This is a genomic window from Rhodoplanes sp. P11 (assembly GCF_964266735.1).
GTDB lineage: Bacteria > Pseudomonadota > Alphaproteobacteria > Rhizobiales > Xanthobacteraceae > Rhodoplanes > Rhodoplanes serenus.
On record NZ_CAXWGY010000019.1, the window covers coordinates 418,261 to 443,935 of the forward strand.

Here is a 25,675-nt window from a genome sequence, read left to right on the forward strand (position 1 = left end):
GACCCGCAATGGTTGTTAATTGCAAAGATCGGGGCTATTGATGCGCCATGAGCATCAATTTCGAGGCGCTCGACCTGCGCGCCTTCCTGGCCGTCGCCGAGGCCGGCAGCTTCCGGGCCGCCGCCGATGCGCTCGCCCTGTCGCAGCCGGCACTGAGCCGCCGCATCCAGCGGCTGGAGGGGCTGGTGGGCGGCCCGCTCTTAGAGCGCACCACCCGGCGGGTGGCGCTCACGGCCCTCGGCCGCGAGCTGATGCCGCTGGTGCGGCGGCTGCTCGACGAGGCCGACAGTGGGCTGTTCGGGCTGCGCGGCGCCGCCGGCCGCGGCGCCCGGGTGACGCTGGCCTGCGTGCCGACCGCCGCCTTCTACTTCCTGCCGGCGGTGATCGCGCGCTTCACCGAGCAGCTTCCCGAGGTGCGCTTCCGCATCCTCGATCTTTCGGCCACCGAGGGGCTCGACGCGGTGTCGCGCGGCGAGGCCGATTTCGGCATCAACTTCCTCGGCGCCTCGGATGCGGCGGTGTCGTTCGATCCGCTGCTGGAGGACCCGTTCGTGCTGGCCTGCCGGCGCGACCATCCGCTCGCCGCGCAGCCGCGGGTCGACTGGGCGGATCTCCAGCCCTACCGGCTGGTGACGGTGGGGCGCGAGAGCGGCAACCGGATTCTGCTGGAGACGGCGCTCGCCCGCGAGAACGTGCGGATGCGCTGGTTCTACGAGGTGACGCACCTGTCGACGTCGCTGGGTCTCGTCGAGGCGGGTCTCGGCGTCTCGGTGCTGCCGCGCCTCGCCACCCCGCAGGGCGAGCACCCGATCATCGTGACGCGGCCGATCACCCCGCGCGTCACCCGCACCATCGGCATCGTGGCGCGCCGCGGCCGCCCCCTCGCCCCGGCGGCCCAGCGCTTCCGCGAGCTGCTGATCGAGACGTGGGCCGACAAGGTGTCGGCCGACGGCGATCGGCCGTAGCCCGGGTTGAGCGACGCGAAACCTGGCTCTGCGGCGCGGCTCGCCCCCGGCCGTCGCTGCGCTCCCGTTCGGGCTACGGGGCCGAATTCCAGCGGCACGGCCTCGTGTCCCGCACGCGGTGCACCGCGAGCGGCGCGACGCGGTGCGCCGCCGATGCGAGACCCAGCTCTCGGACCGACACCAGCCACCGGATGCCGGCCCGTGCGGTTCCGTGTGGGTCCCGGGTCTGCGATGCGTCACGCCGCCGGCGGCCCGCCGCATCGCGCCCGGGACACGCGGCTTCCACGGATGATGCTGGCCGCGCGAAGCGGGTTCCCCGGCATCTTGGAGACGCAGCCCCGGCCGTCCACGCCGTCGGCCGCGAACAGTGTCCGCGCGTCTCGAAGCGCGCTACCCTCGCGCCATGCGGATGCGCAAGCGCAACACTCTCGTCCTTCTCGCGGTGCTGTGGGCCGTGATGCTGGCCGCTGTCGTCGACGGCGCGCGCACCGGCGAACTCCCCGGCACCACCGTGGCGGCGCTCGTGGCGGTATTGCTCGTCCCGGTGCCGATCTTCTGGCGGCTTTTCCGGAAGGCGCGGGAACGCCCGGAGCCGTGACCCCCGCCGCCGACCCCGTAGCCCCGGTCGAGCGGAGCAAAACCCGGGATCTTGGGCAACGCCGCCCCGGCCGTCGTGCCGCTCCGTCCGGGCCTACGGGGCTGAATTCCAGCGGCACGGACTCGTGTCCCGCACGCGGTGCAGCGCGAGCGGCGCGACGCGGTGCACCGCCGATGCAGGACCCAGCTCTCGGACCGAGACCAGCCACCGGACGCCGGCCCGTGCGGTTCCGTGTGGGTCCCGGGTCTGCGATGCGTCACGCCGCCGGCGGCCCGCCGCATCGCGCCCGGGACACGCGGCTTCCACGGATGATGCTGGCCGCGCGAAGCGGATTCCTGAGATTCTCGGAGGCTCGCCCCTCGGCCGTCGCGGTGCGAACAGCCGGAGACCAGTCTGGAAGACAAGAATCTTACAAACTGAACTATCACATTCGCTCAAGACCGCGAATATTACATTGGCGCTCTGCGACACTTGCAGCCGCCCCCCAGCGCCCCATCAAACCAAACATCCCTCCAACGCCTAGCTTGGCAACTTCTGTATCGGCCGTCGCTCGATCACCGCCAAAAATCAACCCCATAATCTTCCAATGCTCTGGCGACAGTATCTCTTTGATTTTTGACGAAGCGCACTCGCATCTATCAACCGGCTCTCCAGTCGCTATCTTACAGCGTTCCATAAAAGAATTCTGCGTCTTGTCTGAGAATAGACCAAACAAGAACAATAAAGCCATTCCCATGCTCAAAAATGCACGAAACTGCACGGTTCGATAAATCCGGAAACCCATCATACTTCTCCTTAGAAATAGCCATATCTTATAATTTCCAATTAACATTGCAAAGCTATCAAATTGACCACAAACGTCAAGCGCATTGACTGCCTGAGCGATGTTGCAGCCGAAACAGAATGGTAGGACCACCTCGATTGCACCACTCTGGAAAACCTGCACCGCCCCTACACGGCCTGCACCTCGACCACGCCCGGCACGGCCTTGATGGCGCCGGCGATCTGGGGCGAGACCTTGTAGCGGCCGTCGAGCTTCAGCTCGATCTCGGCCTCGGGCAGCAGCAGCACGATGGAGACCTCACCGCCGTCCGCGCCGCGCTCCGAGCCGCGGTGGCGTCCTGCCGGCTGGGCCGGTCCGCCCGCGCCGCCCCGCGACGGCGGAGACCCGTGGGCGCCGGCGGTGGCCGAGAGTGGGGCTCCTGGACCCCCGCCTTCGCGGGGGTGAGCGGAACTCGGCGCACCACGACGTCCGAACGATCCCCCAGCCTCGCCCCCAGCTCCTCCCCCCCCACCGACCGCCTCCAGCCGACGCGCCACCGCGTCGAGCGGCGCCCCGTCGCGCAGGAAGATGCGCAGGCCCTTCTGCTGCTTGGCGGCGGCCTCGTCCAACGGCTCCACCGTCTGGATGCGGGCCCGCACCTCGTCGCCCTCGGCATTGGCGGCGAGGAACAGCAGCACCGCCTTGCCGGGCTCCAGCAGGTCGCGATACTGCGCCAGCGCCTCGGAGAACAGGATCGCCTCGTAGTGCCCGGTCGGGTCCGACAGGCCGACGATGCCCATCTTGTTGCCGGTCTTGGTGCGCCGCTCGGTGCGCGACACCACGGTGGCGCCGAGCCGCCCGGCCTGCTGCCCCGCCTTCACGCCGCGGGAAAACTCGGCCCAGGTCTGGAGTCGCAGCGTCTTCAGCAGCGGCGCGTAGTCGTCGAGCGGATGGCCGGTGAGGAAGAAGCCGATGGCATCGTACTCGCGTTGCAGCTTGTCGGCCGGCATCCACACCGGCGCCGGCGGGATCTTCAAGGGCTCCGGCGCCGCCGGCCCGCCGAAGATGTCGCCCTGCCCGCTCTCGGCCGCCGCGTGGGCGCGCTGCGCGGTCGCCAGCACCGCCTCGACGGCCGCGAAGGCGCGGGCGCGGTCGGGCTCGATGCAGTCGAAGGCGCCGGCCGCCGCGAGATTCTCCAGCACCCGCTTGTTGACCTGGCGCGGATCGACGCGATGCGCGAAGTCCGAGAGGTCGCGGAACGGCCGCTCGCCGCGTCCCGCCACGATGGTCTCCACCGCCTGCCGGCCGATGCCCTTGATGGCGGCGAGCGCGTAGAAGATCGTGTTGCCGTCGACGTCGAAGTCGACGCCCGAGCGGTTGACCGACGGCGGCGCCACCGTGATGCCGAGCCGCTCCGCCTCCGAGCGGAAATCGGAGAGCTTGTCGGTGTTGCCCATGTCGAGGGTCATCGAGGCGGCCAGGAACTCGACCGGATAGTTCGCCTTGAGGTAGGCGGTCTGGTACGAGACCAGCGCGTAGGCGGCCGCGTGGCTCTTGTTGAAGCCGTAGTCGGCGAACTTGGCCAAGAGCTCGAAGATGGTCTCGGCCTGCGAGGTCTCGACCCCACGCTCGATCGCCCCCTTGCAGAACAGGGCGCGCTGCTTGTCCATCTCGGAGCGGATCTTCTTGCCCATGGCGCGGCGCAGGAGGTCGGCCTCGCCGAGCGAGTAGCCGGCCAGCACCTGGGCGATCTGCATCACCTGCTCCTGGTAGATGATGACCCCGAAGGTCTCGCGCAGGATCGGCTCGAGCTTGGGATGGATGTAGTCGGGGCGCTCCTGCCCGTGCTTGCGGGCGCAGTAGGTCGGGATGTTGGCCATCGGGCCCGGCCGGTAGAGCGCCACGAGCGCCACCAGATCCTCCAGCCGATCGGGCCGCATGTCGACCAGGGCGCGGCGCATGCCGGCGCTTTCCACCTGGAACACGCCGACCGTCTCGCCGCGCGCCAGCATGTCGTAGGTCTTCTTGTCGTCGATCGGGATGTGGGCGAGATCGATGTCGACGCCACGCCGCCGCAGCAGCTTCACGGCGGTGTCGAGGGTGGTCAGCGTCTTCAGGCCGAGGAAGTCGAACTTCACGAGGCCCGCCTGCTCCACCCATTTCATGTTGAACTGGGTGACCGGCATGTCGGACTTCGGGTCGCGATAGAGCGGCACCAGCTCGTCGAGATGGCGGTCGCCGATGACGATGCCGGCGGCGTGCGTCGAGGCGTGGCGGTTGAGCCCCTCCAGCTTCTGGGCGATCGCGAAGGCGCGCGCCACCACCGGCTCGGTGTCGCGGGCCGCCTGAAGCTTCGGCTCTCCCTCGATCGCCTCCTTCAGGCTGACGGGCTTGGCCGGGTTCTGCGGGACGAGCTTGCACAGCTTGTCGACCTGGCCGTACGGCATCTCCAGCACGCGGCCGACGTCGCGCAGCACGCCGCGCGCCTGGAGCGTGCCGAAGGTGATGATCTGGGCGACGTGATCACGCCCGTAGCGCTTCTGAACGTAGTCGATCACCTCGCCGCGGCGATCCTGGCAGAAGTCGATGTCGAAGTCCGGCATCGACACGCGCTCGGGATTGAGGAAGCGCTCGAACAGCAGGCCGAAGCGGATCGGATCAAGATCCGTGATGGTGAGCGCCCAGGCCACCACCGAGCCGGCCCCGGAGCCGCGGCCCGGGCCGACCGGAATGCCGTGCCGCTTCGCCCATTGGATGAAGTCCGAGACGATCAGGAAGTAGCCCGGGAAGCCCATGCGGGCGATGACGCCGAGCTCGTAGGCGAGCCGCTCGCGATAGTCCTCCTCGGTGTGGCCGGGCGCGCAGCCATGCGCCGCGAGGCGCTTCGCCAGGCCCTCGGCGGCACGCGCCCGCACGGTCGCCTCCTCGTCCAGCGGCTCGCCGGTCTCGGTCCCGTAGTGGGGCAGGATGGGCTTGCGGGTGCGCGGGCGATACGAGCAGCGCCGGGCGATCTCGACCGTCGACGCCAACGCCTCGGGGAGATCGGCGAACAGCGCCGCCATCTCGGCCCGCGTCTTGAAGCGGTGCTCGGCGGTGAGATGGCGCCGCTCGGCCTCGGCGAGCAGCCGCCCCTCGGCGATGCACAGCAGCGCGTCGTGGGACTCGTAATCGTCGGCCGCGGCGAAGAACGGCTGGTTGGTGGCGACCAGCGGCACGCCCGCCGCATAGGCGAGATCGATCAACGCCCCCTCGGCGGCCCGCTCGGCCTCGGTGCCGTGACGTTGCAGCTCGACATAGAGGCGGTCGCCGAACAGGCGTTGCAGGGTCGCCAAGCGGGCGGCGGCGAGCGACGCCTGGCCCGACACGATGGCGCGGTCGAGCGGGCCGTCGGGTCCGCCCGTCAGGGCAATCAGGCCATCGCAATGGCCGTCCAGCCAGGCGAGCGCGATGTGCGGCGCCTCGTTGGAGGGCGTCTCCAGGAAGGCGCGCGAGTCGAGCCGCATGAGGTTGCGGTAGCCCTCCTCGCGGGCGGCCAGCAGCACCAGCCGCGGCAGCGTGCGGGCGTGCGGGCCGCCGCGGCCGGTCGCCTCCTGGTCGGCGAAGTCGACGGCGAGCGAGATGCCGACGATCGGCTGGATGCCGTAGCCGGCGATCTTCTCGGAGAACTCCAGTGCACCGAACAGATTGTCGGTGTCGGTGAGAGCCAGCGCCGGCTGGCGGTCGGCCTTGGCGAGCGCCGCGAGCTTGCCGATCGGCAGCGCCCCTTCCAGCAGCGAGAAGGCGGAATGGACGTGCAGATGCACGAAGCCCGGATCGGCGGCGAGCGGGTCGTCGACCGCCGGCACCGGCGCGCCCACGGACGATTGCCGGGCGGCACCCGTGGCAGGCGATGCAGGGCCGGCGAGCGGGGGCGCGGCCGGCGCCGAGGCGGCATCGGCGGACACCGGCCGAACCGCGCGGCCATCGAGCGTGGAACTAGAGACAGTCGGATCGGTCACAGGCGCGGCTCACCAGAACGAACGGCCCAATCGCCCGCGGGCCAATGACGGGACCATTTGGCGGACCGCCTGCCGGCGACCGCCTCCCCGGCGCTCGCGAGCCGCGGACTCGTCCGGGGACCCGCCCCACCATCGCGGACCCTCCCGGCCCGAGTCCAGCCACCGGCCCCGCTCGTGCACAGGCGATCGTGGGAGTGGCGACCGTGCCAGAGGTGGACGTGCCAGAGATGGACCTGCCAGAGGCAGATGCATACACCCTGCTACGACCGGACGATGGAGCCGGCCGGCGGCGACAGCGGGAGATCACCGTCCCGAAGCCCACAGCCAGAACCAGAGCCAGAGCCGGCCAGAGCCGGCCGGAGCAGAAAACCCCGGAAACCCCATCCAACGAAATCGAAGCCCGCCAGCCCTCCTCCGTGATCGCCTTCTCCAGCGGACTCCGGCCCAACTGGATCGGGCTCCGCTCTAGAAGTCCTTATTTGATCGCATTTCCGACGGCGAACCGAAGTCCGCTTCGCCGGAAAATGCTCCTCGACAGCGAACCGGCATGCCCTCCTGAAAACGCTCTACAGCACGTCGAGCAGGCGGGCCCAGATCACCAGCGTCCCGGCCAACAAGGTCACCGAAGCGAGGGCCTGCATCACGTCCGTGGTGACAGACTGCATGGTGGTGCCCCCAAGGCTTGATTGGAACATTAAAGGAACATTAGTTCTCTATTCGTTCATATGTCAAGTCTGTTTGTCTCGCGGTCACGGCACTGGCTTTCGGCTGGCCTTCGGTCGGCGTTCGGCTCCCTGTCGAACCGTTCCCTGCGCGCCGGACCGCGTGTCCCCTGCACTGCGTCGCCACCGTCTCGCGGCATCGCCAGCCGACATCCCGTCGCGATCTCCGGGACCTCGCGGGCAGCCCGACACACCTCGCCCTGCTATCGGCGCCACACCGGCCTCGCCGGTCGACAGTCGCCCGTACGATTAAGGGAATCGCAAAGCCACGCTGGAAGAATGACCGCGATCGCCGCGCCGCGGCGGAGCGTAGGCGCCATGGACGAGCGTCGTAAAAGCAGCCGAACCAGGGTCCTCAAATCGGGCCGCATCGCCGTGAGCGCGAAGGCCCCGAAGATCGAATGTGCCGTGCGGAACCTGTCGGACGGGGGCGCCTGCTTGCAGGTCCATTCGGGGACCTTCGGCATTCCGCGCGAATTCGAGCTGCATGTCGAGGGCGCACCGAACCGGATGTGCCGAGTAATCTGGCGAACCGAAAACCGGCTCGGCGTCAGCTTCGCTTGACAGCCGCCCCGCCGACCGTCACCGAGGCAGCCTTGGATCATTGACCCGGATCAATCCGGTGTTCACCATCCGTGCTGCGGTGGCTCTTCGCCGGCCCGCTACTCCACCTCAAGGATGCGCCCGTCCTTGAGGGTCACCCGGCGATCCATGCGGGCCGCGATGTCGAGATTGTGGGTGGCGATGACGGCGGCGAGCCGCGATGCGCGCACGAGCTGGGTCAGCGCCCGGAACACGTGCTCGGAGGTCTTCGGATCGAGATTGCCGGTCGGCTCGTCGGCGAGCAGGAGCCGCGGCGCGTTGGCGACCGCGCGCGCGATGGCGACGCGCTGCTGCTCGCCCCCCGACAGCTCGGCCGGCCGGTGGGTGAGACGATCCTTGAGGCCGAGATAGGACAGAAGCTCCGCCCCGCGCTCCTGCGCCTCGTGCTTCGGCAGGCCGCGAATCATCTGCGGGAGCATCACGTTCTCGACCGCGGTGAACTCGCCGAGCAGATGGTGCGCCTGATAGACGAAGCCGATCTCGTTGCGCCGGATGCGAGTGCGCTCGGTGTCTGAGAGATTCGAGGTCGGCACGTCGTCGATATAGACCTCGCCGGCGTCCTGATGCTCCAGCAGTCCGGCAATGTGCAGGAGCGTCGACTTGCCGGCGCCGGACGGCGCGATCAGCGCCACCATCTGGCCGGACCAGACAGCCAGCTCGGCGCCCTTCAGCACGTCGAGGGTGACGTCACCCTGGCGATACTGCCGCTCGATCTGATGCAGGAAGACGACGGGGCTTTCGGTCGCGGCCATCGGGGTGCTCGCCGTCTACTCGTAACGAAGGGTCTCGACGGGGTCGAGACGGGCCGCCCGCCAGGACGGGTACAGGGTGGCGAGCAGCGACAGGCCGAGCGCCATGACGACCACCGCGACGGTCTCGCCGGCGTCCATCTCGGCCGGCAGCCGCGACAGGAAGTAGAGCTCGCGCGGAAACAGGTCGGTCTGCGTCACCCAGGACAGGAACTGGCGGATCGAATCGATGTTCACGCAAACCAGCGTGCCGACGATGAAGCCCATCACCGTGCCGACCACGCCGATCGAGGCGCCGGTGATCAGGAAGACGCGCATGATGGCACCCTGGCTCGCCCCCATGGTGCGCATGATGGCGATGTCCTGGCTCTTGTCCTTCACCAGCATGATCAGGCCGGACACGATGTTGAGCGCCGCCACCAGCACGATCAGCGTGAGAATCAGGAACATCACGTTGCGCTCCACCTGGAGCGCGTTGAAGAAGGTGGCGTTCCGCTGGCGCCAGTCGATCATGTAGATGGGCCGCTGCGCCGCCTCGGCGATCAGCTTGCGGTAGCGGTCGACCGAGTCGGGATCGGTGATGTAGACCTCGATGGCGGTGACGTCGTTCGAGCGGTTGAAATAGGCTTGCGCCTCCGGCATCGGCATGAACACGAAGGCGGCGTCGTACTCGGACATGCCGATCTCGAAGATTGCCGCCACCCGATAGGGCTTGATGCGCGGGGTGGTGCCCATCGGCGTCACGGCGCCGCGCGGCGCCACCAGCGTCAGGTTGTCGCCGGCCTGGAGCGAGAGCTGATCGGCCAGGCGCTTGCCGATGGCGATCCCCTGCCCCTGGTCGAAGCCTTCGAGCGTGCCCTTCTTGATGTTCTTTGAGATCGAGGCGAGCTTGTCGAGGTCGGCGGCCCGCATGCCGCGCACCAGCACGCCGTTGGCCGCGAAGGGCGACGAGGCGAGCGCCTGGCCCTCGACGATCGGCGCCGCCAGCTTGACGCCCGGAACGGCGGCGATCCGCGCCGCCACCGGCTCGAAGTCGGTGAGCGGCGATTCGAGCGGCTGGATCAGCAGATGGCCGTTGAGGCCGAGGATCTTGTCGAGCAGCTCGGTGCGGAAGCCGTTCATCACCGCCATCACGATGATCAGCGTGGCGACGCCGAGCATGATGCCGAGGAACGAGAACCCGGCGATGACGGAGATGAATCCCTCCTTGCGCCGGGCGCGCAGGTAGCGCAGCGACAGCATCCACTCGAAGGGCGCGAACGGCCGGGTCCCGGCGGAGTCGGTCATGACGATTCTCTCCAGGCGGGATTACACCCGATTCTGGCGGATTAGCGAGATCGATGGTCCAGGATCGGGTGCGTTGCGCGCAGGTTTATCGGCTCGACCGATTTCATTCAATTCGGGCGGATTGAGGCCGGCGCGCCGGTTGCATGATCGCTCGGGGCATGCTCGCACGGACACGGCGCCGAGACTCCCTCGCCCCGCGTAGTGGGGAGGGGGTGCAGCGTTTCAGCTCGAGCCGAAACGCCCCCCTCACCCGCCACCCGCCTCGAGGCGCGGACTCCGACCTTTCCCCGCGTGCGGGGAGAGGTGAAATGCGCTGCCCGCCTTCCAGTATTCACCTCTTCGGAGCCAGCTTCTCCAGCACGTCGGCCGGCGACAAGAGCTCGCGGTCGCCACCGGCGCGGCGCTTGAGCTCCACCTTGCCCTCCTTGAGCCCCTTGGGGCCGACCAAGATTTGCCAGGGGACGCCGATCAGGTCGACGGTCGCGAACTTGGAGCCGGGCCGCTCGTCGAGATCGTGATACAGCACCTCGACGCCCCGCGCCGATAGGTCGCGGTAGAGCTCGCCCGCCGCCGCGTCGGTCGCCGCGTCGCCCTGCTTCAGATTGACCACCGCCACCTGGAACGGCGCCACCGGCTCCGGCCAGACGATGCCGGCCTCGTCGTGCGACGCCTCGATCAGGGCGGCGACCAGCCGGGTCGGCCCGATGCCGTAGGACCCCATATGGACCGGACGCTCGACGCCGTCGGGGCCCGCCACCACGGCCCGCATGGGCTCCGAGTACTTGGTGCCGAAATAGAAGATGTGGCCGACCTCGATGCCGCGCGCCGACACCCGGGAGGCTTCCGGGATGGCGGCGAACGCCTCCGCGTCGTGCTTCTCCGAGGTCGCCGCATAGAGCGCGGTCCACTGGTCGACGATGGCCTGGACACCGGCGACGTCGTCGAAGTCGACCCCGGCGTCCGGCACCGGCGTGTCGAGATAATCGCGATGGCAGAACACCTCGCTCTCGCCGGTCTGCGCCAGGATGATGAACTCGTGGCTGAGATTGCCGCCGATCGGGCCGGTGTCGGCGACCATCGGGATCGCCTTGAGGCCGAGCCGCGCGAAGGTGCGCAGATAGGCCACGAACATCTTGTTGTAGGCGTGCCGGGCGCCCTCGTAGTCGAGATCGAACGAGTAGGCGTCCTTCATCAGGAACTCGCGCCCGCGCATCAGGCCGAATCGCGGCCGCACCTCGTCTCGGAACTTCCATTGGAGATGGTAGAGGTTGAGCGGCAGGTCCTTGTAGGAGCGGACATAGGCCCGGAAGATCTCGGTGATCATCTCCTCGTTGGTCGGGCCGTACAGCATCTCGCGCTCGTGGCGGTCCTTGATGCGCAGCATCTCCTTGCCGTAGTCGTCGTAGCGTCCGCTCTCCCGCCACAGCTCGGCCGACTGGATGGTCGGCATGAGCATCTCGACGGCGCCGGCCCGGTCCTGCTCCTCGCGGACGATGGCGCACACCTTGCGCAGCACCCGCAGCCCCAGCGGCAGGAAGGCGTAGATGCCGGCCGCCTCCTGGCGGATCATCCCGGCCCGCAGCAGCAGCCGGTGCGACATAATTTCCGCTTCCTTCGGCGTCTCGCGCAAAATCGGCAGGAAGAAACGGGACAGGCGCATGATCCAAACTCCTTGGAGAATATCGCAGAGAAACCGGATCGGAACCGAAAAGACAAGCGCGAACAGCGATGTTCAGGCTTTCGGCGAAGAGCTGGCGGACCGCTATTGTAACGAACTGCGGAACATTACGCTCGATGTTGCACTGCACGACAACCGTGATGACAAACCAGTCTTGATTGGCTAAGACACGATCGTCGCTCCCGGCGGCCGGGAATGAAACTTTCTTGCGCCGGGGGTGTGGTCCAGGTCTGTGGGAGGAAGAGCCAAACGGCGCGCTCGATCGCAGCCGCTCCGAAAACAAGATAGCGGAGAAATGGCAAAAAACTCGGTAAGGAGCAGGACATCGTTCCTGCTTTTTTTTTATCTCGAGCCACCCGGTCGGGCCGACGGCCGGTCGGCACCGCGAGAGCGGGGCACCGCAGAACTCCAACCCTGTTCGATGAATTCAGGTTCGGCGAACAGCCGATTCGCGTTCCGATCAGCGAAGCACGGCTGCCTCTCCGGAACGACGGCGCATCCCGAGTCATAGCGCGGGTGCGCAGCGAGCGGGACGGGTCAGCGCGGAAAGAGACCCCACAGCGTCGCAAACTGTTCGAGGTCGACCAGCCGGGCCGCATGGGCGGCCCAGAACGCCGCGACCAGCACGGTGGTGACCAGCGTGGTCCACCCGGCCTTGGCGAGCAGCGCCGGCGCGGCCGGCGCGCCCGGGTCGGTGCCGGGCGACACCTCGCCATGCTCGTGCTGGGCGCGGACGCCGAACGGCAGGACCGCGAACAGCACGATCCACCAGGTGACGAAGTAGATGGCCGCGAAGGTGGTCCAGGGCATGGGGGTGCGTGCCCGCAGTTGAGGCCGATGTCGTCGCGTCGTCGCCCGGTGCCGGGCGCGAGGCGTTCACCGGGTGTCGCTAACAGCGATGGGGGGCCGGAGCAAGGGCGCCGGGTCGGAAGAGATCAAAACGTAGCCCGGATCGAGCGGAGCGAGATCCGGGACACAGATCGCCCCGTCGGCAGGAGCACCGGGCTTCGCGGCGCTCAGCCCGGGCTACAATTCTGGCGCCAGGGGGACGAGCCCCGCGACCGTGGCTCCGTAGCCCGGATCGAGCGGAGCGAGATCCGGGACCCAGATCGTCCCGTCGGCAGGAGCCCCGGGCTTCGCGGCGCTCAGCCCGGGCTACAGTTCTGGCGTCCGGGGAACGAGCCTCGCGACCGCAGGCGTCACGCCTGCTCCAGCTCGACCAGCGTGCCGTTGAAGTCCTTCGGATGCAGGAACAGCACCGGCTTGCCATGGGCGCCGATCTTCGGGTTGCCGTCGCCGAGCACCCGGGCGCCGCCGGCCTTCAGCTTGTCGCGCGCCGCGATGATGTCCTCCACCTCGTAGCAGATGTGGTGGATGCCGCCGTCCGGGCTCTTCTCCAGGAACTTGGCGATCGGCGAGTTGTCGCCCAGCGGCTCCAGCAGCTCGACCTTGGTGTTGGGCAGGTTGATGAACACGACGGTGACGCCGTGCGCGGGCTGCGGCAGCGGCTCGGACACCTCGGCCCCCATGGTCTCGCGATAGAGGCGCGACGCCTTCTCCAGATTCGCAACGGCGATCGCCACATGGTTGAGGCGTCCGATCATGACAGTCCCCTTCGGTTCCCGTATCGCAGGAGGTCCCGCGCCGGTCGTTGAAAACTGAGCCCTTATACCGTCAAGACATGGACCAGACACAGGGGCTTCTTGCCCCAGGCGGCCGCAAGGGTGCCCCGCACCGAACGCCGGACGGCCTCGGCGACGCTGTCGGGATCGCGCCGGCGCGCCCGCGGCAGGTGCTCCACCGTGTCGGTGACGGTGGCGAGCGCCAGCTCGGCGAGGCTGCGCCCGGACCCGTCGGTCTCCGGAATGCCGATCAACGCGACCTCGGGATCGGAGGCCATCACGCCTGTCTCGTCGAGCGCGAGGGCGACCGAGACGACGCCGACGAAGCCGAGCCGCCGGCGGTCCGGCACCGTGCGGGCCTCGGCCTCGACGATCAGGTGGCCGTCCTTGTAGAGCCGGCCCTGCGGCACCTCGTCGACGATGCCGGCGGGTCCCGGCGCGATGCGCACCAGGTCGCCGTCGCGGCAGCCGATCACCTCGGGCACGCCGAGCCGGCGAGCGAGCGCCGCGTGCTCGGCGAGATGCAGCGGCTCGCCGTGCACCGGGATCATCACCTTCGGCCGCACCCAGCCGAACAGGTCGGCCAGCTCGTCGCGGCGCGGATGCCCGGAGACGTGCACCAGATGGGTGCGCTCGGTGATCACCTCGACACCTTGCGCCACCAGGCCGTTGATCACCCGGTTCACCGCCTTCTCGTTGCCCGGAATGGTGCGCGACGAGAAGATCACCCGGTCACCCCTGGTGAGGCCGATCTCGGGATGCGAGTCGGTGGCGATACGGGCGAGCGCGGCGCGCGGCTCGCCCTGGCTGCCGGTGCACAGCGCCACCACCTTGTCGCGCGGCAGGTAGCCGTAGGTCTCGGCCGAGCGGAAATCCGGAATGCCGTCGAGATAGCCGGTTTCGCGCGCCACCTGGCTGATGCGCTCCATGGCGCGGCCGACCACCACGACCTCGCGGCCGCAGGCGTGGGCCGCCTCGGCGATCGAGCGCACCCGGGCGACGTGTGACGCGAAGGTGGTGACGGCGACCCGCTGCGGCGCCTCGGCGATCAGCTCCGCCAGCGTCTTACCGACCTCGGTCTCCGACGGCGAGCGGCCCTCGCGCACCGCATTGGTGGAATCGCCGACCAGCGCCAGGCAGCCCTCCTCGCCCAGCCGGCGCAGCCGCGCCTCGTCGGTCGGCGGTCCCACCACCGGGGTCGGATCGAGCTTCCAGTCGCCGGTGTGCAGCACCCGGCCGAGCGGCGTGCCGATGATCAGCGCGTTGGATTCCGGGATCGAGTGCGACATCGAGACGAGCTCGATCTCGAACGGGCCGAGCCGGATGGTGCCGCCGAGCGGCACCACCTGGATCGGGATCTCGGGGGCGCCCGGCTCCGCCTGGCGCTTGGCCTCGAACAGCGCCGCCGTGAACGGCGTCGTGTAGATCGGCACCTTCAGGCGCGGCCACAGGTCGATCAGCGCGCCAAAATGGTCCTCGTGCCCGTGGGTGAGGACGAGGCCGAGCAGGTTCTTGCGCTCCGCCAACAGGAAGCGGATGTCGGGCATCACCAGGTCAACGCCCGGCAGGTCGTCGCCCCCGAAGGCGACGCCGAAATCGACCGCAACCCAGGCCCGCTTGCGCTCGCGGCCATACCCGTACAGCGAGAGGTTCATGCCGATCTCGCCGACCCCGCCGAGCGGGGCGAAGACGAGCTCGTCGCCTTTTTGGGTCATGGGTATCGCCGGTTCGCGGAGGGCGCCGGACCTGGCCGCGCCAGCGGAAAGACGTCGCCGGCCGCGATCCTATGGATGCCCTCGGCTCCGGTGATTACCAGATTCCCGTGCTCGTCGATGGTCTCGAACAAGCCGGTGGTCTCGGTATTGTCGAAACGCACCGTCAGGGCTGCGCCCGGCGCGGGGCCCCGCGCCAGCCAGGCGCGGCGGATGGTCTCGAAGCCATGGCTGCGGTCCCATTCGGCCAGCCGGCGCACCATGGTACGGGAAAGCGCGGCGAACACCTGACCGGCCGAGACGGAGGCGCCTTCGGCCGCGAGGTCGGTCGCCGGATAGAGCGCCTCGGCCGGATGATGCACGCAATCGATCCCGATGCCGACCACCGCGGTGAGCCCGCCGCGCGTCTCGCCCTCGACCAGAATGCCGGCCAGCTTGCGGCCACCGCACAGCACGTCGTTCGGCCACTTCAGGGTGAGCCGAGCAGCCAGCGCGGGGGCGACGGCGCAGAGCGCATCGTGAACAGCCAGACCGGCCACGAAGGAGAGCTGCGACGCCTGCGGAATCGGCGCCGGATCGGCGAGCAGCAGGCTCGCATGCAGGTTGCCGGGCTCCGACGCCCACGGGCGGCCGCGCCGCCCGCGCCCGGCGGTCTGGCGCACCGCCGTGATCCACAGCGGGCCACGCTCACCCTCCCCGGCCCGCCGCAGCGCTTCGGCATTGGTCGAGTCGATGGTGTCGAAGGCCCTGTGGCGCACGCCCGCCGCGGCGGCCGACGGATCGAGGACGCAGGCGTCCTCGGCGTGTCCAGAGGCGTGACGATCGTTCCGCATTCCGCTCGTTCCCGCCGGAGCAGGTATCCAGTTCTGTTCGGCCAGTTCTGTTCGGCTCCTGGGTCCCCGCTTGCGCGGGGACGAACGGAGGTGGTGAACCAGCTCAGAACAGCGACTTCGCAGCCGCTGCGGCGGCGTTCACCAGCGGGGCCGGATAGACGAAGAACAAGATGACGAACAGCCCGGTGACCGTCAGCACCAGGCCGAGCTCGCCGCGCATCGGCGACAGGGCCGGAGCCGGCTCGTCGAAATACATCACCTTGACGATGGCGAGATAGTAGTAGGCGCCGACCACGCTGGTCACCACGCCGATCACCGCGAGGGCGTAGAGCCCGGCGTTCACGGCGGCGAGGAACACGTAGAACTTGGCGAAGAAGCCGGCGAGCGGCGGGATGCCGGCGAGCGAGAACAGCATCATGCCGAGCACGAAGGCGACGCCCGGCTTGGTGCGGGCGAGCCCGGCGAGATCGGCGATCTCCTCCACCGGCCCCTCCTCGCGCTTCATTGCGATGATCACCGCGAAGGTGCCGAGCGTCATGGCCAGATAGATCGCCATGTAGATCATCACGCCCTGGACGCCCTCGACGGTGCCGGCCGCGAGGCCGACCAGCGCGAAGCCGACATGGCCGATGGACGAGTAGGCCATCAGCCGCTTGATGTTGGTCTGGCCGATGGCCGCAAACGAGCCGAGCGCCATCGAGGCGATGGAGACGAACACGACGATCTGCTGCCACTGCGGCCCGACGGTCGGGAACGCCGTCATCGTCACGCGCACGAACACCGCGATGGCGGCGACCTTGGGGGCGGCGGCGAAGAACGCCGTGATCGGCGTCGGCGCGCCCTCGTAGACGTCCGGCGTCCACATGTGGAACGGCACCGCCGAGATCTTGAAGCAGAGGCCGGCGAGCAGGAACACCAGCCCGAAGGTGAGCCCGACGCCGCCGGCCGCGGCCCCTTGCGCGATGCCCGCGAAGGTGACCGAGCCGGTCGAGCCGTAGATCAGCGAGGCACCGTAGAGCAGCATGCCGGACGACAGCGCGCCGAGCACGAAGTACTTCAGGCCCGCCTCGGTGGACTTGATGCGGTCGCGATCGATCGCCGCCACCACGTAGAGCGCCAGACTCATCAGCTCGAGGCCGAGATAGAGCGCGATCAGGTCGGCCGCCGACACCAGCATCAGCATGCCGGTGGTGGAGAGCACGATCAGCACCGGATACTCGAACTTGCGACGATCCTCGGTGGAGAGGAAGTCGGTCGACATCAGCACCGCGGTGGCCGAGCCGATCAGCACCAGCAGCTTGAAGAAGCGCGCGAAGGAATCGACCACGAAGCTGCCGCCGAAGGTCGTCACCGTCTCGGACGGCATCAGCGCCACCAGCACGCCGGCGGCGATGAGCAGCATGACCGCGAAGCCGCCGACCGCCCCGGTCGACCGATCGCCCCGGAACGCGCCGATCAGGACCAGCACCATGGCCCCGACCGCGAGCACGATCTCGGGCATCGCGGGATACAGGAGGGGAAGCTCGACTGCGTTGGTCATGGGGTGCCGTGGTCTAGCGGTGACGCGGACGGGAAAGCGGAGGTCGCGGCGGAGCGAGGATCACTCCGCCGCGGAAGGCCGGCCGAGGGCCGCGGTCTTCGGCGTCCCCAGGGCCTCGTTGTAGCTCTGGACCAGAGCCGACACCGAGGCGGCCGACATGTCGAGCACCGGCTTCGGATAGACACCGAACCAGATGGTGAGGACGATCAGCGGCGCGAACACCACGATCTCGCGCAGCTCGACGTCGCGGATGGCCGCGAGCGACGGCTTCTCGAGCGCCCCGAACACAACCTTGCGGTAGAGCCACAGGGCGTAGCAGGCCGACAGGATGACGCCGAGACACGCGATGGTGGCGACCCAGGTGTTGACCCGGAAGGCCCCCATCAGGGTGAGGAACTCGCCGACGAAGCCCGAGGTGCCGGGCAGCCCGACATTCGCCAGCGTGAACAGCATGAAAATCGCGGCGTAAACCGGCATGCGGTTCACCAGCCCGCCATAGGCGGCGATCTCGCGGGTGTGCATGCGATCGTAGATGACGCCGACGCAGAGGAACAGCGCGCCCGACACGATGCCGTGCGAGATCATCTGGAACACGCTGCCGGCGACACCCTGCGTGTTGCCGGTGAAGATCCCCATGGTGACGAAGCCCATGTGGGCGACCGACGAGTAGGCGATCAGCTTCTTCACGTCCTCCTGCATCAGCGCGACGAGCGACGTGTAGACGATCGCCACCACCGAGAGCACGAACACCATCGGGGCGAAGTACTCCGAGGCGTCCGGGAACATCGGCAGCGAGAAGCGCAGGAAGCCGTAGCCGCCCATCTTCAGCAGGACCGCCGCCAGGATCACCGACCCCGCGGTCGGCGCCTCCACGTGGGCGTCGGGCAGCCAGGTGTGCACCGGCCACATCGGCATCTTCACCGCGAACGAGGCGAAGAAGGCGAGCCACGCCCAGGTCTGGAGGGTGCGCGGGAAGTCGTGCGCCATCAGGGTCGGGATGTCGGTGGTGCCGGCCTCCCCGTACATCGCCAGGATGGCGATCAGCATCAGCACCGAGCCGAGCAGCGTGTAGAGGAAGAACTTGAAGCTGGCATAGACCCGGCGCGGGCCGCCCCACACCCCGATGATCAGGAACATCGGGATCAGGCCGCCTTCGAAGAACAGGTAGAACACCACGACGTCGAGCGCCGCGAAGGTGCCCACCATCATGGTCTCCAGCACCAGGAAGGCGACCATGTACTCCTTCACGCGGCGCTGGATCGGCTTCCAGCTCGCCAGGATGCACAGCGGCATCAGCGCCGTCGTCAGGATCACGAAGGGCAGCGAGATGCCGTCGACGCCCATGTGATACGTGATGGTGCCGGCGAGCCAGGGCTGCCGCTCGACGAACTGGAACTCCGGCGAGCCGGAGTCGAAGCGCCACACCATCACCATCGACACCGCGAAGGTGATGAGCGTGGTCCACAGGGCGATCCAGCGCGCATTGCGCTTCACCGCCTCGTCCTCCTGACGCAGCATCATGATGAGCAGCGCGCCGAAGGCCGGCAGGAAGGTGGTGACGGAAAGGACGGGCCAGCTCGCCATCACCGAAGTCCCCCGAGGATGAACCACGTCGCCAGCGCCGCGACGCCGATCAGCATCGCAAACGCATAGTGATACAGGTAGCCGGTCTGCAACCGGACGACGTTGCGGGTCACGTCGAGCACGCGGGCCGAGACGCCGTCGGGGCCGAGCCCGTCGATCAGCCGGCCGTCGCCGCCCTTCCACAAGGCGCGGCCGAGCCACATGGCGGGCCGCACGAAGATGCGGTCGTAGAGCTCGTCGAAGTACCACTTGTTGAGCAGGAACAGGTAGACCGGCTTGAACGTCCGGGCCAGCGCCCGCGGGATGCCGGGGCTCTTGATGTAGAACACCCAGGCGACCGCGAAGCCCGCCACCATCATGACGGTCGGCAGATAGGCGATCATCGCCGGGACGTGGTGCATCTCCTCGAGGATGCCGGTCACCGACAGCGAGCCGCGGAAGAAGGCTGCCACGCTGTTGCCCGCGAAGGCGTCGTAGAACGGCAGCCCCGCCAGGATCGAGCCGGCCGCCAGCACCCCGAGCGGGATCAGCATCGGCAGCGGGCTCTCGTGCGCGTGGTCGTAGTGGTGGCGGTCGTGCGGCTGCCCGTGGAACGTCTTGAACACCAGACGCCACGAGTAGAACGATGTCAGCGCCGCAGCCGCGACCGTGCAGACGAAGCCGTAGAACGCCATCGGATTGTGGCCGGCGTGGTCGCTCGCGAACGCGGCCTCGATGATGGCGTCCTTCGAGAAGTAGCCGGCGGTCAGCGGGAAGCCGGTCAGCGCCAGGGTGCCGACCAGCATCATGGCGTAGGTGAACGGGATCTTGCGGCTGAGCCCGCCCATCATCCGGATGTCCTGCTCGTGATGCATCGCGACGATCACCGAGCCGGAGCCGAGGAACAGCAGCGCCTTGAAGAAGGCATGGGTGAACAGGTGGTACATGCCCACCGAGTAGGCCCCCACCCCCATGGCGACGAACATGTAGCCGAGCTGCGAGCAGGTCGAGTAGGCGACGATGCGCTTGATGTCGTTCTGCACCAGGCCGACGGTGGCGGCGAACAGCGCCGTGGTGGCGCCCACGAAGGTGACGACGGCGAGCGCCGTCGGAGCGAGCTCGAACAGGGGCGACAGCCGCGCCACCATGAACACGCCGGCCGTCACCATGGTGGCGGCATGGATGAGCGCCGACACCGGGGTCGGGCCTTCCATGGCGTCGGGCAGCCAGGTGTGCAGCAGGAACTGCGCCGACTTGCCCATGGCACCCATGAACAAGAGCAGGCAGATCACCGTGAGGGCGTCCACCTCCCAGCTCAGGAACGGGATGGGCTTGCCGGCCAGCGCCGGGGCCTGCGCGAAGATGGTGTCGAAGTCGACCGCCGCGGTGACGACGAACACCGCGAAGATGCCGAGCAGGAAGCCGAAGTCGCCCACCCGGTTGACCACGAAGGCCTTGATGGCGGCGGCGTTGGCGGACGGCTTCTTGTACCAGAAGCCGATCAGCAGATAGCTCGCGAGCCCGACGCCCTCCCAGCCGAAGAACAGCTGCACCAGGTTGTCGGCCGTCACCAGCATCAGCATCGCGAAGGTGAACAGCGACAGGTAGGCGAAGAAGCGCGGCCGGCCGGGATCGTCGACCATGTAGCCGATCGAGTAGAGATGGACGAGCGCCGACACGGTGGTGACCACCACCAGCATGACGGCCGTCAGGGTGTCGACCCGCAGCGCCCAGTCGACCTTCAGCTCGCCCGAGAAGATGAACGGGGCGATCGCCTCGCGCACCTCCAGGCCGCCGAAGCCGACGCGCGCGAAGGCGATCCAGGACAGCGCCATGGAGACGAACAGGAGCGTCGTGGTCACCACCTCGGCGGGCCGCGAGCCCCACGCGGCCGGCTCGGCGGCGTGGTGGTCGTGCTCGTCGTGGGAGACGTGGAGGGCGGCGTGATCGCCGTGCGGTGACGGGGCACCGTGCCGGCTCTCGTCGACGGGTCCGTGCGTATGGTCCTCGGCGCCGGGCTCGGGATAGCCGCCCGGATGCTGCGCGCGGGCGCCGACGATGGCGATCGCGGCGGCGATCAGGAAGCCCAGCAGAGGCAGGAAGACGATGGCCTGGTACATCGCGCCGCTCAGCCCTTCATGATGTTGATGTCCTCGACCGCGATCGAGCCGCGATTGCGGAAGAACACGACCAGGATGGCGAGGCCGATCGCCGCCTCGGCGGCCGCGACCGTGAGGACGATCAGGGCGAACACCTGGCCGACGAGGTCGCCCAGATGGGTCGAGAACGCCACCATGTTGATGTTCACGGCGAGCAGGATCAGCTCCACCGACATCAGGATGATGATGACGTTCTTGCGGTTGAGGAAGATGCCGAAGATCCCGATGGTGAACAGGATCGCGGCGACCGAGAGATAATGGCCGAGCCCGATGGTCATCGCGATTCCCCCTGGACTTCGGCAACGCCCTGCCCCGGCCGCATGGTCTTCAGCTCGATGATGTCCTCCTTGCGGCGGGCGAGCTGGTCGGAGATCACCTGGCGGCGGACATTCGGCTTGTGGCGCAGCGTCAGCACGATGGCGCCGATCATCGCGACCAGCAGCACCAGACCGGCGGCCTGGAAGAAGTAGACGTAGCGGGTGTAGAGCACGCGGCCGAGCGCCTCGGCATTGCTCATGTCGGTCGGGATCGGCAGCGCCACGGTCTTCTGCACGCCGGGACCGATCGCCCAGGCGCCGACCACCAGCAAGAGCTCGACCAGCAGCACGAGGCCGACCAACCCGCCGACCGGCAGGTACTGCAAGGAGCCCCGGCGGAGCTGGACGAAGTCGACGTCCAGCATCATCACCACGAACAGGAACAGCACCGCCACGGCGCCGACATAGACGACCACCAGGATCAGCGCCAGGAACTCCGCCCCCATCAGCACGAACAGGCCCGAAGCGTTGACGAAGGCCAGGATGAGGAACAGCACCGAGTGCACCGGGTTGCGCGAGGCGATCACCATCAGGGCGGAGGCGACGCAGACGCCGGCGAACAGATAGAAGAACAGCGCGGGGATCATGAACACGCCTCCGGCGGGGCGGACGGAACGAGGCACGGCGCCTGCCAGCCTTCTCCCCGCGCGCGGAGAGAGGGCGAAAGGTGCGCGGTGGACGGGACCTGGACGGAGGCTGCCATCGCGATCACCGATACGGCGCGTCGATCGCCATCGACTGGGCGATCTCGCGCTCCCAGCGGTCGCCGTTCGCCAGCAGCCGCGCCTTGTCGTAGTACAGCTCCTCGCGCGTCTCGGTGGCGAACTCGAAGTTCGGCCCCTCGACGATGGCATCCACCGGGCACGCCTCCTGGCAGTAGCCGCAATAGATGCACTTCACCATGTCGATGTCGTAGCGGGTGGTGCGCCTTGTGCCGTCGTTGCGCCGCGGCCCCGCCTCGATGGTGATGGCCTGCGCCGGGCAGATCGCCTCGCACAGCTTGCAGGCGATGCAGCGCTCCTCGCCGTTCGGATAGCGGCGCAACGCATGCTCGCCGCGGAAGCGCGGCGAGATGGGGTTCTTCTCGAACGGATAGTCGATGGTCGGCTTCGGCTTGAAGAAGTACCGCATCGACAGGCCGATCGCCTGCACGAACTCCCACAGGAACAGAGATTTCGCGGCCTGGTCGAGCCTCATCGGGTCATCCTCACTTCGGCGCCAGCCCGGTGTACTGCAACACGCCCGCGACGATCACGACCATCACGAGCGAGATCGGCAGGAACACCTTCCAGCCGAGCCGCATGAGCTGGTCGTAGCGGTAGCGCGGCACGAACGCCTTCACCAAGGCGAACATGAAGAAGACGAACAGCACCTTGAGGGTGAACCAGATCACCCCCGGCACCCAGGTGAACGGCGGGAACGGGATCGGCGACAGCCATCCGCCCAGGAACAGGATGGTGCACATGGCGCACATGGTGGTGATCGCCACGTACTCGCCGAGCATGAACAGCACGTAGGGGGTCGAGCCGTATTCCACCATGAAGCCGGCGACCAGCTCCGACTCCGCCTCGACCAGGTCGAAGGGCGGCCGGTTGGTCTCGGCCAGCGCCGACACGAAGAAGATGATGAACATCGGGAACAGCGGCAGCCAGTACCAGCCGAGCAGCCCCCACGGGGTGTCCTGCGCCTTGACGATCGCCGACAGGTTGAGCGAGCCGACGCACAGCAGCACCGTGATGATGACGAAGCCGATCGAGACCTCGTAGGACACCATCTGGGCGGCCGAGCGCAGCGACGACAGGAAGGCGTATTTCGAGTTCGACGCCCAGCCGGCCATGATGATGCCGTAGACGCTGAGCGACGAGATGGCGAAGATGTAGAGGATGCCGACATTGATGTCGGCCACCGCCCAGCCCTCCGCCACCGGGATCACCGCCCAGGCCGACAGCGCCAGCACGCAGGTGACGATCGGCGCCAGGATGAACAGGCCCTTGTTGGCGCCGTCCGGGATGATCGGCTCCTTGAGGGCGAACTTCAGCATGTCGGCGAAGGATTGCAGCAGCCCCCACGGCCCCACCACGTTGGGGCCGCGGCGGATCTGCACGGCCGCCCAGATCTTGCGGTCGGCGTAGAGGATGTAGGCGATCGCCGTCATCAGGATCAGCAGCAGCGCGAGGCTCTGCACGACGATGATCAGGAGCGGCCAGAGATAGTCGTTCCACAGCTCGGCCATCGGGGTCACTCCGCGGCGCGCAGTGCGCCGGCGCCGTGGGCGAGTGCGGAGCACTCGGCCATCACGGCGGACGCACGGGCGATCGGGTTGGTCAGGTAGAAGTCGGTGACGAGCGGCGCGAAGGCCGCCTCCCCCACGGTGCCGCCGCGCGAGGCGAGGCGGTGGACATCGTCGGCGCTCGCCGGCTCGATGCGGTCGATGCGCTGGAGATGCGGATGCGCCTTGAACAGCATGGTGCGGAGCTGCGCCAGCGAGTCCCACGGCAGGCGGCGGCCGAGCACGTCGGAGAGCGCCCGCAGGATCGCCCAGTCCTCACGCGCATCCCCGGGCGGGAAGCCGGCGCGCAGGCCCATCTGGATCCGGCCTTCGGTGTTCACCCACAGGCCCGACTTCTCGGTGTAGGCGGCGCCGGGCAGGATCACGTCGGCCCGGTGGGCGCCGCGATCGCCGTGGGTGCCGATGTAGACCACGAAGGTCTCGGGCGCGACCTCGACCTCGTCGGCGCCGAGCAGCACCAGCACGTCGAGGGTGCCGAAACCGATCATCTCGGCGGTCTTCAGGCCGCCCTGCCCCGGCACGAAGCCGATGTCGAGGCCGCCGACCCGCGAGGCCGCCGTGTGCAGCACCGCGAAGCCGTTCCAGCCGTCCTCGACGCAGCCGAGCCCGACCGCCGCCTTGGCGGCGAGCGAGGCCACGGCGGCGCCGTCCGGGCGCGCGGTCGCGCCGCTGCCGAGCAGCAGCATGGGACGCTCGGCATTCTTCAGGATCGCCGCGAAATCGCCCGTGCCGGCCGCCAGCTCCGACAGCGTGTCCGGCCCGGCCCCGAGATACTGCACCGGATAGGTGAGATCGAGACGCGGCCCGATCAGTCCGATCGGGAACGGCCCGGCCCGCCAGCGCTTGCGGATGCGGGCGTTGAGCACCGCCGCCTCGCGGCGCGGATCGGCGCCGACGATCAGCAGCGCACCGGCCGTCTCGATACCCGCGATGGTGGGGTTGAACAGATAGGTGCCGCGGCCGAGCGCCGGATCGAGCGCCGAGCCGTCCTGACGGCAGTCGAGGTTCTTCGATCCGAGCCCGCCGAGCAGCTCCTTGAGGGCGAACATCTCCTCGACCGAGGCGAGATCACCCGCGATCGCGCCGATGCGGCCCGGCCCGGTGGTGTCGATCTTGGCGGCGATCGCCCGGAACGCCTCGCTCCACGAGGCCGGGCGCAGCCGGCCGTTCTCGCGCACATAGGGCTGGTCGAGCCGCTGCACCCGCAGACCGTCGACAACGTGGCGGGTCTTGTCGGAGATCCACTCCTCGTTCACGTCCTCGTTGAGACGCGGCAGGATGCGCATCACCTCGCGGCCGCGGGTGTCGACCCGGATCGCCGAGCCGACCGCGTCCATCACGTCGATCGACTGCGTCTTGGCGAGCTCCCAGGGCCGCGCCGTGAAGGCATAGGGCTTGGAGGTCAGCGCGCCGACCGGGCAGAGATCGACCACGTTGCCTTGCAGCTCCGAGGTCAGCGCCTGCTCCAGATAGGTGGTGATCTCCATGTCCTCGCCGCGCCCGATGGCGCCCAGCTCCGGCACGCCGGCCACCTCGGTGGCGAAGCGCACGCAGCGGGTGCACTGGATGCAGCGGTTCATCGAGGTCTTCACCAGCACGCCGAGATACTTGTCCTCGACGGCGCGCTTGTTCTCCTGGAAGCGCGAGGAATCGACCCCGTAGGCCATCGCCTGGTCTTGCAGGTCGCACTCGCCGCCCTGGTCGCAGATCGGGCAGTCGAGCGGATGGTTGATCAGCAGGAACTCCATCACGCCTTCGCGCGCCTTGCGCACCATCGGCGATTTGGTGCTCACCTGTGGCGGCTCGCCGTTCGGCCCCGGCCGGCAGTCGCGCACGCCCCAGGCGCAGCTCGCCACCGGCTTGGGCGAGCCCTTCAGCTCGACCAGACACATGCGGCAGTTGCCGGCGATCGACAGGCGCTCGTGGAAGCAGAAGCGCGGAATCTCGGCGCCCGCCTGTTCGCACGCCTGCAACAGCGTGAACTCCGGCGGGACGTCCACTTCGATGCCGTCGACGACGATCTTGGTCACGCTGGCCCCTTCGGATTCAAGAGCTGCTCGAGCTTGTCGAACAGCGCGTCGATGCGTTCTTCCTGCTCGGTCTGCCGGAATTGCGTTTCGGACGTCTGTCCAGCGAGTAGCGAGCGACCTTCGACATGTCCTCGAGACGCTTCTCCAAGTGGTCGAAGCGCCGCGTGTGATCCGCCAGGATCTGCGACTGCTCGTCCTGCTTCGCCCGAATCTGGCGGAGCAGCACCAAGGTCATGTCCTCGGGTT

General features: G+C 68.3%; 21 protein-coding genes. 3 read left to right on the top strand and 18 right to left on the bottom strand.

The window, feature by feature from the left end; all coding sequences use genetic code 11:
* Positions 1–47 precede the first annotated feature (47 nt).
* Both ACFQUV_RS21060 and ACFQUV_RS21065 read left to right on the top strand, forming a co-directional pair.
* Positions 48–965 carry a LysR family transcriptional regulator gene (locus ACFQUV_RS21060; RefSeq protein ID WP_129607414.1) on the top strand — a complete coding sequence of 306 codons (918 nt, stop codon included), beginning with the start codon at positions 48–50 and terminating at the stop codon, positions 963–965.
* Between the two features lie 409 nt (positions 966–1,374).
* The gene (locus ACFQUV_RS21065) at positions 1,375–1,563 is read left to right on the top strand and encodes a hypothetical protein (RefSeq protein ID WP_129607415.1); all 189 of its coding nucleotides are present in this window, start codon (positions 1,375–1,377) and stop codon (positions 1,561–1,563) included.
* 424 nt (positions 1,564–1,987) lie between these two features.
* Here the strand turns inward: ACFQUV_RS21065 and ACFQUV_RS21070 are convergent, their stop codons facing one another.
* Complete coding sequence (locus ACFQUV_RS21070) at positions 1,988–2,509, bottom strand: hypothetical protein (protein ID WP_129607416.1); 522 nt, start codon at positions 2,507–2,509, stop codon at positions 1,988–1,990.
* Between the two features lie 5 nt (positions 2,510–2,514).
* Positions 2,515–6,171: a DNA polymerase III subunit alpha gene (gene dnaE / locus ACFQUV_RS21075; RefSeq protein WP_378395644.1), complete on the bottom strand. Its 3,657-nt coding sequence runs from the start codon at positions 6,169–6,171 to the stop codon at positions 2,515–2,517.
* A gap of 1,154 nt (positions 6,172–7,325) precedes the next feature.
* Here dnaE and ACFQUV_RS21080 point away from each other — a divergent pair.
* Positions 7,326–7,610, top strand: a complete 285-nt coding sequence (locus ACFQUV_RS21080; protein ID WP_378395646.1) for a PilZ domain-containing protein — start codon at positions 7,326–7,328, stop codon at positions 7,608–7,610.
* Positions 7,611–7,708: 98 nt separating this feature from the next.
* Here ACFQUV_RS21080 and ACFQUV_RS21085 read toward each other — a convergent pair whose 3' ends face one another.
* The 16 genes from ACFQUV_RS21085 to ACFQUV_RS21160 form a co-directional block, all read right to left on the bottom strand.
* A complete protein-coding gene (locus ACFQUV_RS21085; RefSeq protein WP_129609235.1) occupies positions 7,709–8,401 on the bottom strand; it encodes an ABC transporter ATP-binding protein in 693 nt (230 codons plus the stop codon).
* Between the two features lie 15 nt (positions 8,402–8,416).
* Positions 8,417–9,685 (bottom strand): lipoprotein-releasing ABC transporter permease subunit, encoded by a 1,269-nt coding sequence (locus ACFQUV_RS21090; protein ID WP_111387425.1) that lies wholly within the window; start codon positions 9,683–9,685, stop codon positions 8,417–8,419.
* A 331-nt stretch (positions 9,686–10,016) separates the two neighbouring features.
* Complete coding sequence (gene proS / locus ACFQUV_RS21095; RefSeq protein ID WP_129609236.1) at positions 10,017–11,345, bottom strand: proline--tRNA ligase; 1,329 nt, start codon at positions 11,343–11,345, stop codon at positions 10,017–10,019.
* A 555-nt stretch (positions 11,346–11,900) separates the two neighbouring features.
* Positions 11,901–12,173 (bottom strand): DUF1467 family protein, encoded by a 273-nt coding sequence (locus ACFQUV_RS21100; protein ID WP_129609237.1) that lies wholly within the window; start codon positions 12,171–12,173, stop codon positions 11,901–11,903.
* 389 nt (positions 12,174–12,562) lie between these two features.
* Positions 12,563–12,967: a methylmalonyl-CoA epimerase gene (gene mce, locus ACFQUV_RS21105; protein WP_129609238.1), complete on the bottom strand. Its 405-nt coding sequence runs from the start codon at positions 12,965–12,967 to the stop codon at positions 12,563–12,565.
* 62 nt (positions 12,968–13,029) lie between these two features.
* Positions 13,030–14,700 carry a ribonuclease J gene (locus ACFQUV_RS21110; protein WP_129609239.1) on the bottom strand — a complete coding sequence of 557 codons (1,671 nt, stop codon included), beginning with the start codon at positions 14,698–14,700 and terminating at the stop codon, positions 13,030–13,032.
* Complete coding sequence (locus tag ACFQUV_RS21115; protein ID WP_129609240.1) at positions 14,697–15,530, bottom strand: biotin--[acetyl-CoA-carboxylase] ligase; 834 nt, start codon at positions 15,528–15,530, stop codon at positions 14,697–14,699. Before ACFQUV_RS21115 ends, ACFQUV_RS21110 begins: the two co-directional genes overlap by 4 nt.
* Before the next feature lie 103 nt (positions 15,531–15,633).
* Positions 15,634–17,070 carry an NADH-quinone oxidoreductase subunit NuoN gene (nuoN, locus tag ACFQUV_RS21120; RefSeq protein ID WP_129609241.1) on the bottom strand — a complete coding sequence of 479 codons (1,437 nt, stop codon included), beginning with the start codon at positions 17,068–17,070 and terminating at the stop codon, positions 15,634–15,636.
* 60 nt (positions 17,071–17,130) lie between these two features.
* Positions 17,131–18,654: an NADH-quinone oxidoreductase subunit M gene (locus tag ACFQUV_RS21125; protein WP_129609242.1), complete on the bottom strand. Its 1,524-nt coding sequence runs from the start codon at positions 18,652–18,654 to the stop codon at positions 17,131–17,133.
* The gene (gene nuoL, locus ACFQUV_RS21130) at positions 18,654–20,753 is read right to left on the bottom strand and encodes an NADH-quinone oxidoreductase subunit L (RefSeq protein ID WP_129609243.1); all 2,100 of its coding nucleotides are present in this window, start codon (positions 20,751–20,753) and stop codon (positions 18,654–18,656) included. Before nuoL ends, ACFQUV_RS21125 begins: the two co-directional genes overlap by 1 nt.
* Positions 20,754–20,761: 8 nt before the next feature.
* Positions 20,762–21,070, bottom strand: coding sequence for an NADH-quinone oxidoreductase subunit NuoK (nuoK, locus tag ACFQUV_RS21135; protein WP_111383983.1), 309 nt, complete (start codon positions 21,068–21,070; stop codon positions 20,762–20,764).
* Entirely contained in the window at positions 21,067–21,696 is a 630-nt protein-coding gene (locus ACFQUV_RS21140) for an NADH-quinone oxidoreductase subunit J (protein ID WP_129609244.1), read from the bottom strand. The genes nuoK and ACFQUV_RS21140 overlap by 4 nt, the downstream gene beginning before the upstream one ends.
* 121 nt (positions 21,697–21,817) lie before the next feature.
* The gene (gene nuoI, locus ACFQUV_RS21145; RefSeq protein WP_111383981.1) at positions 21,818–22,306 is read right to left on the bottom strand and encodes an NADH-quinone oxidoreductase subunit NuoI; all 489 of its coding nucleotides are present in this window, start codon (positions 22,304–22,306) and stop codon (positions 21,818–21,820) included.
* A 10-nt stretch (positions 22,307–22,316) separates the two neighbouring features.
* Complete coding sequence (gene nuoH, locus ACFQUV_RS21150) at positions 22,317–23,342, bottom strand: NADH-quinone oxidoreductase subunit NuoH (protein WP_111383980.1); 1,026 nt, start codon at positions 23,340–23,342, stop codon at positions 22,317–22,319.
* A 5-nt stretch (positions 23,343–23,347) separates the two neighbouring features.
* On the bottom strand, positions 23,348–25,429 hold the full coding sequence (gene nuoG, locus ACFQUV_RS21155) for an NADH-quinone oxidoreductase subunit NuoG (protein ID WP_129609245.1): 2,082 nt from the start codon (positions 25,427–25,429) through the stop codon (positions 23,348–23,350).
* A gap of 16 nt (positions 25,430–25,445) precedes the next feature.
* Positions 25,446–25,664: a hypothetical protein gene (locus tag ACFQUV_RS21160; protein ID WP_129609246.1), complete on the bottom strand. Its 219-nt coding sequence runs from the start codon at positions 25,662–25,664 to the stop codon at positions 25,446–25,448.
* Positions 25,665–25,675 lie beyond the last annotated feature (11 nt).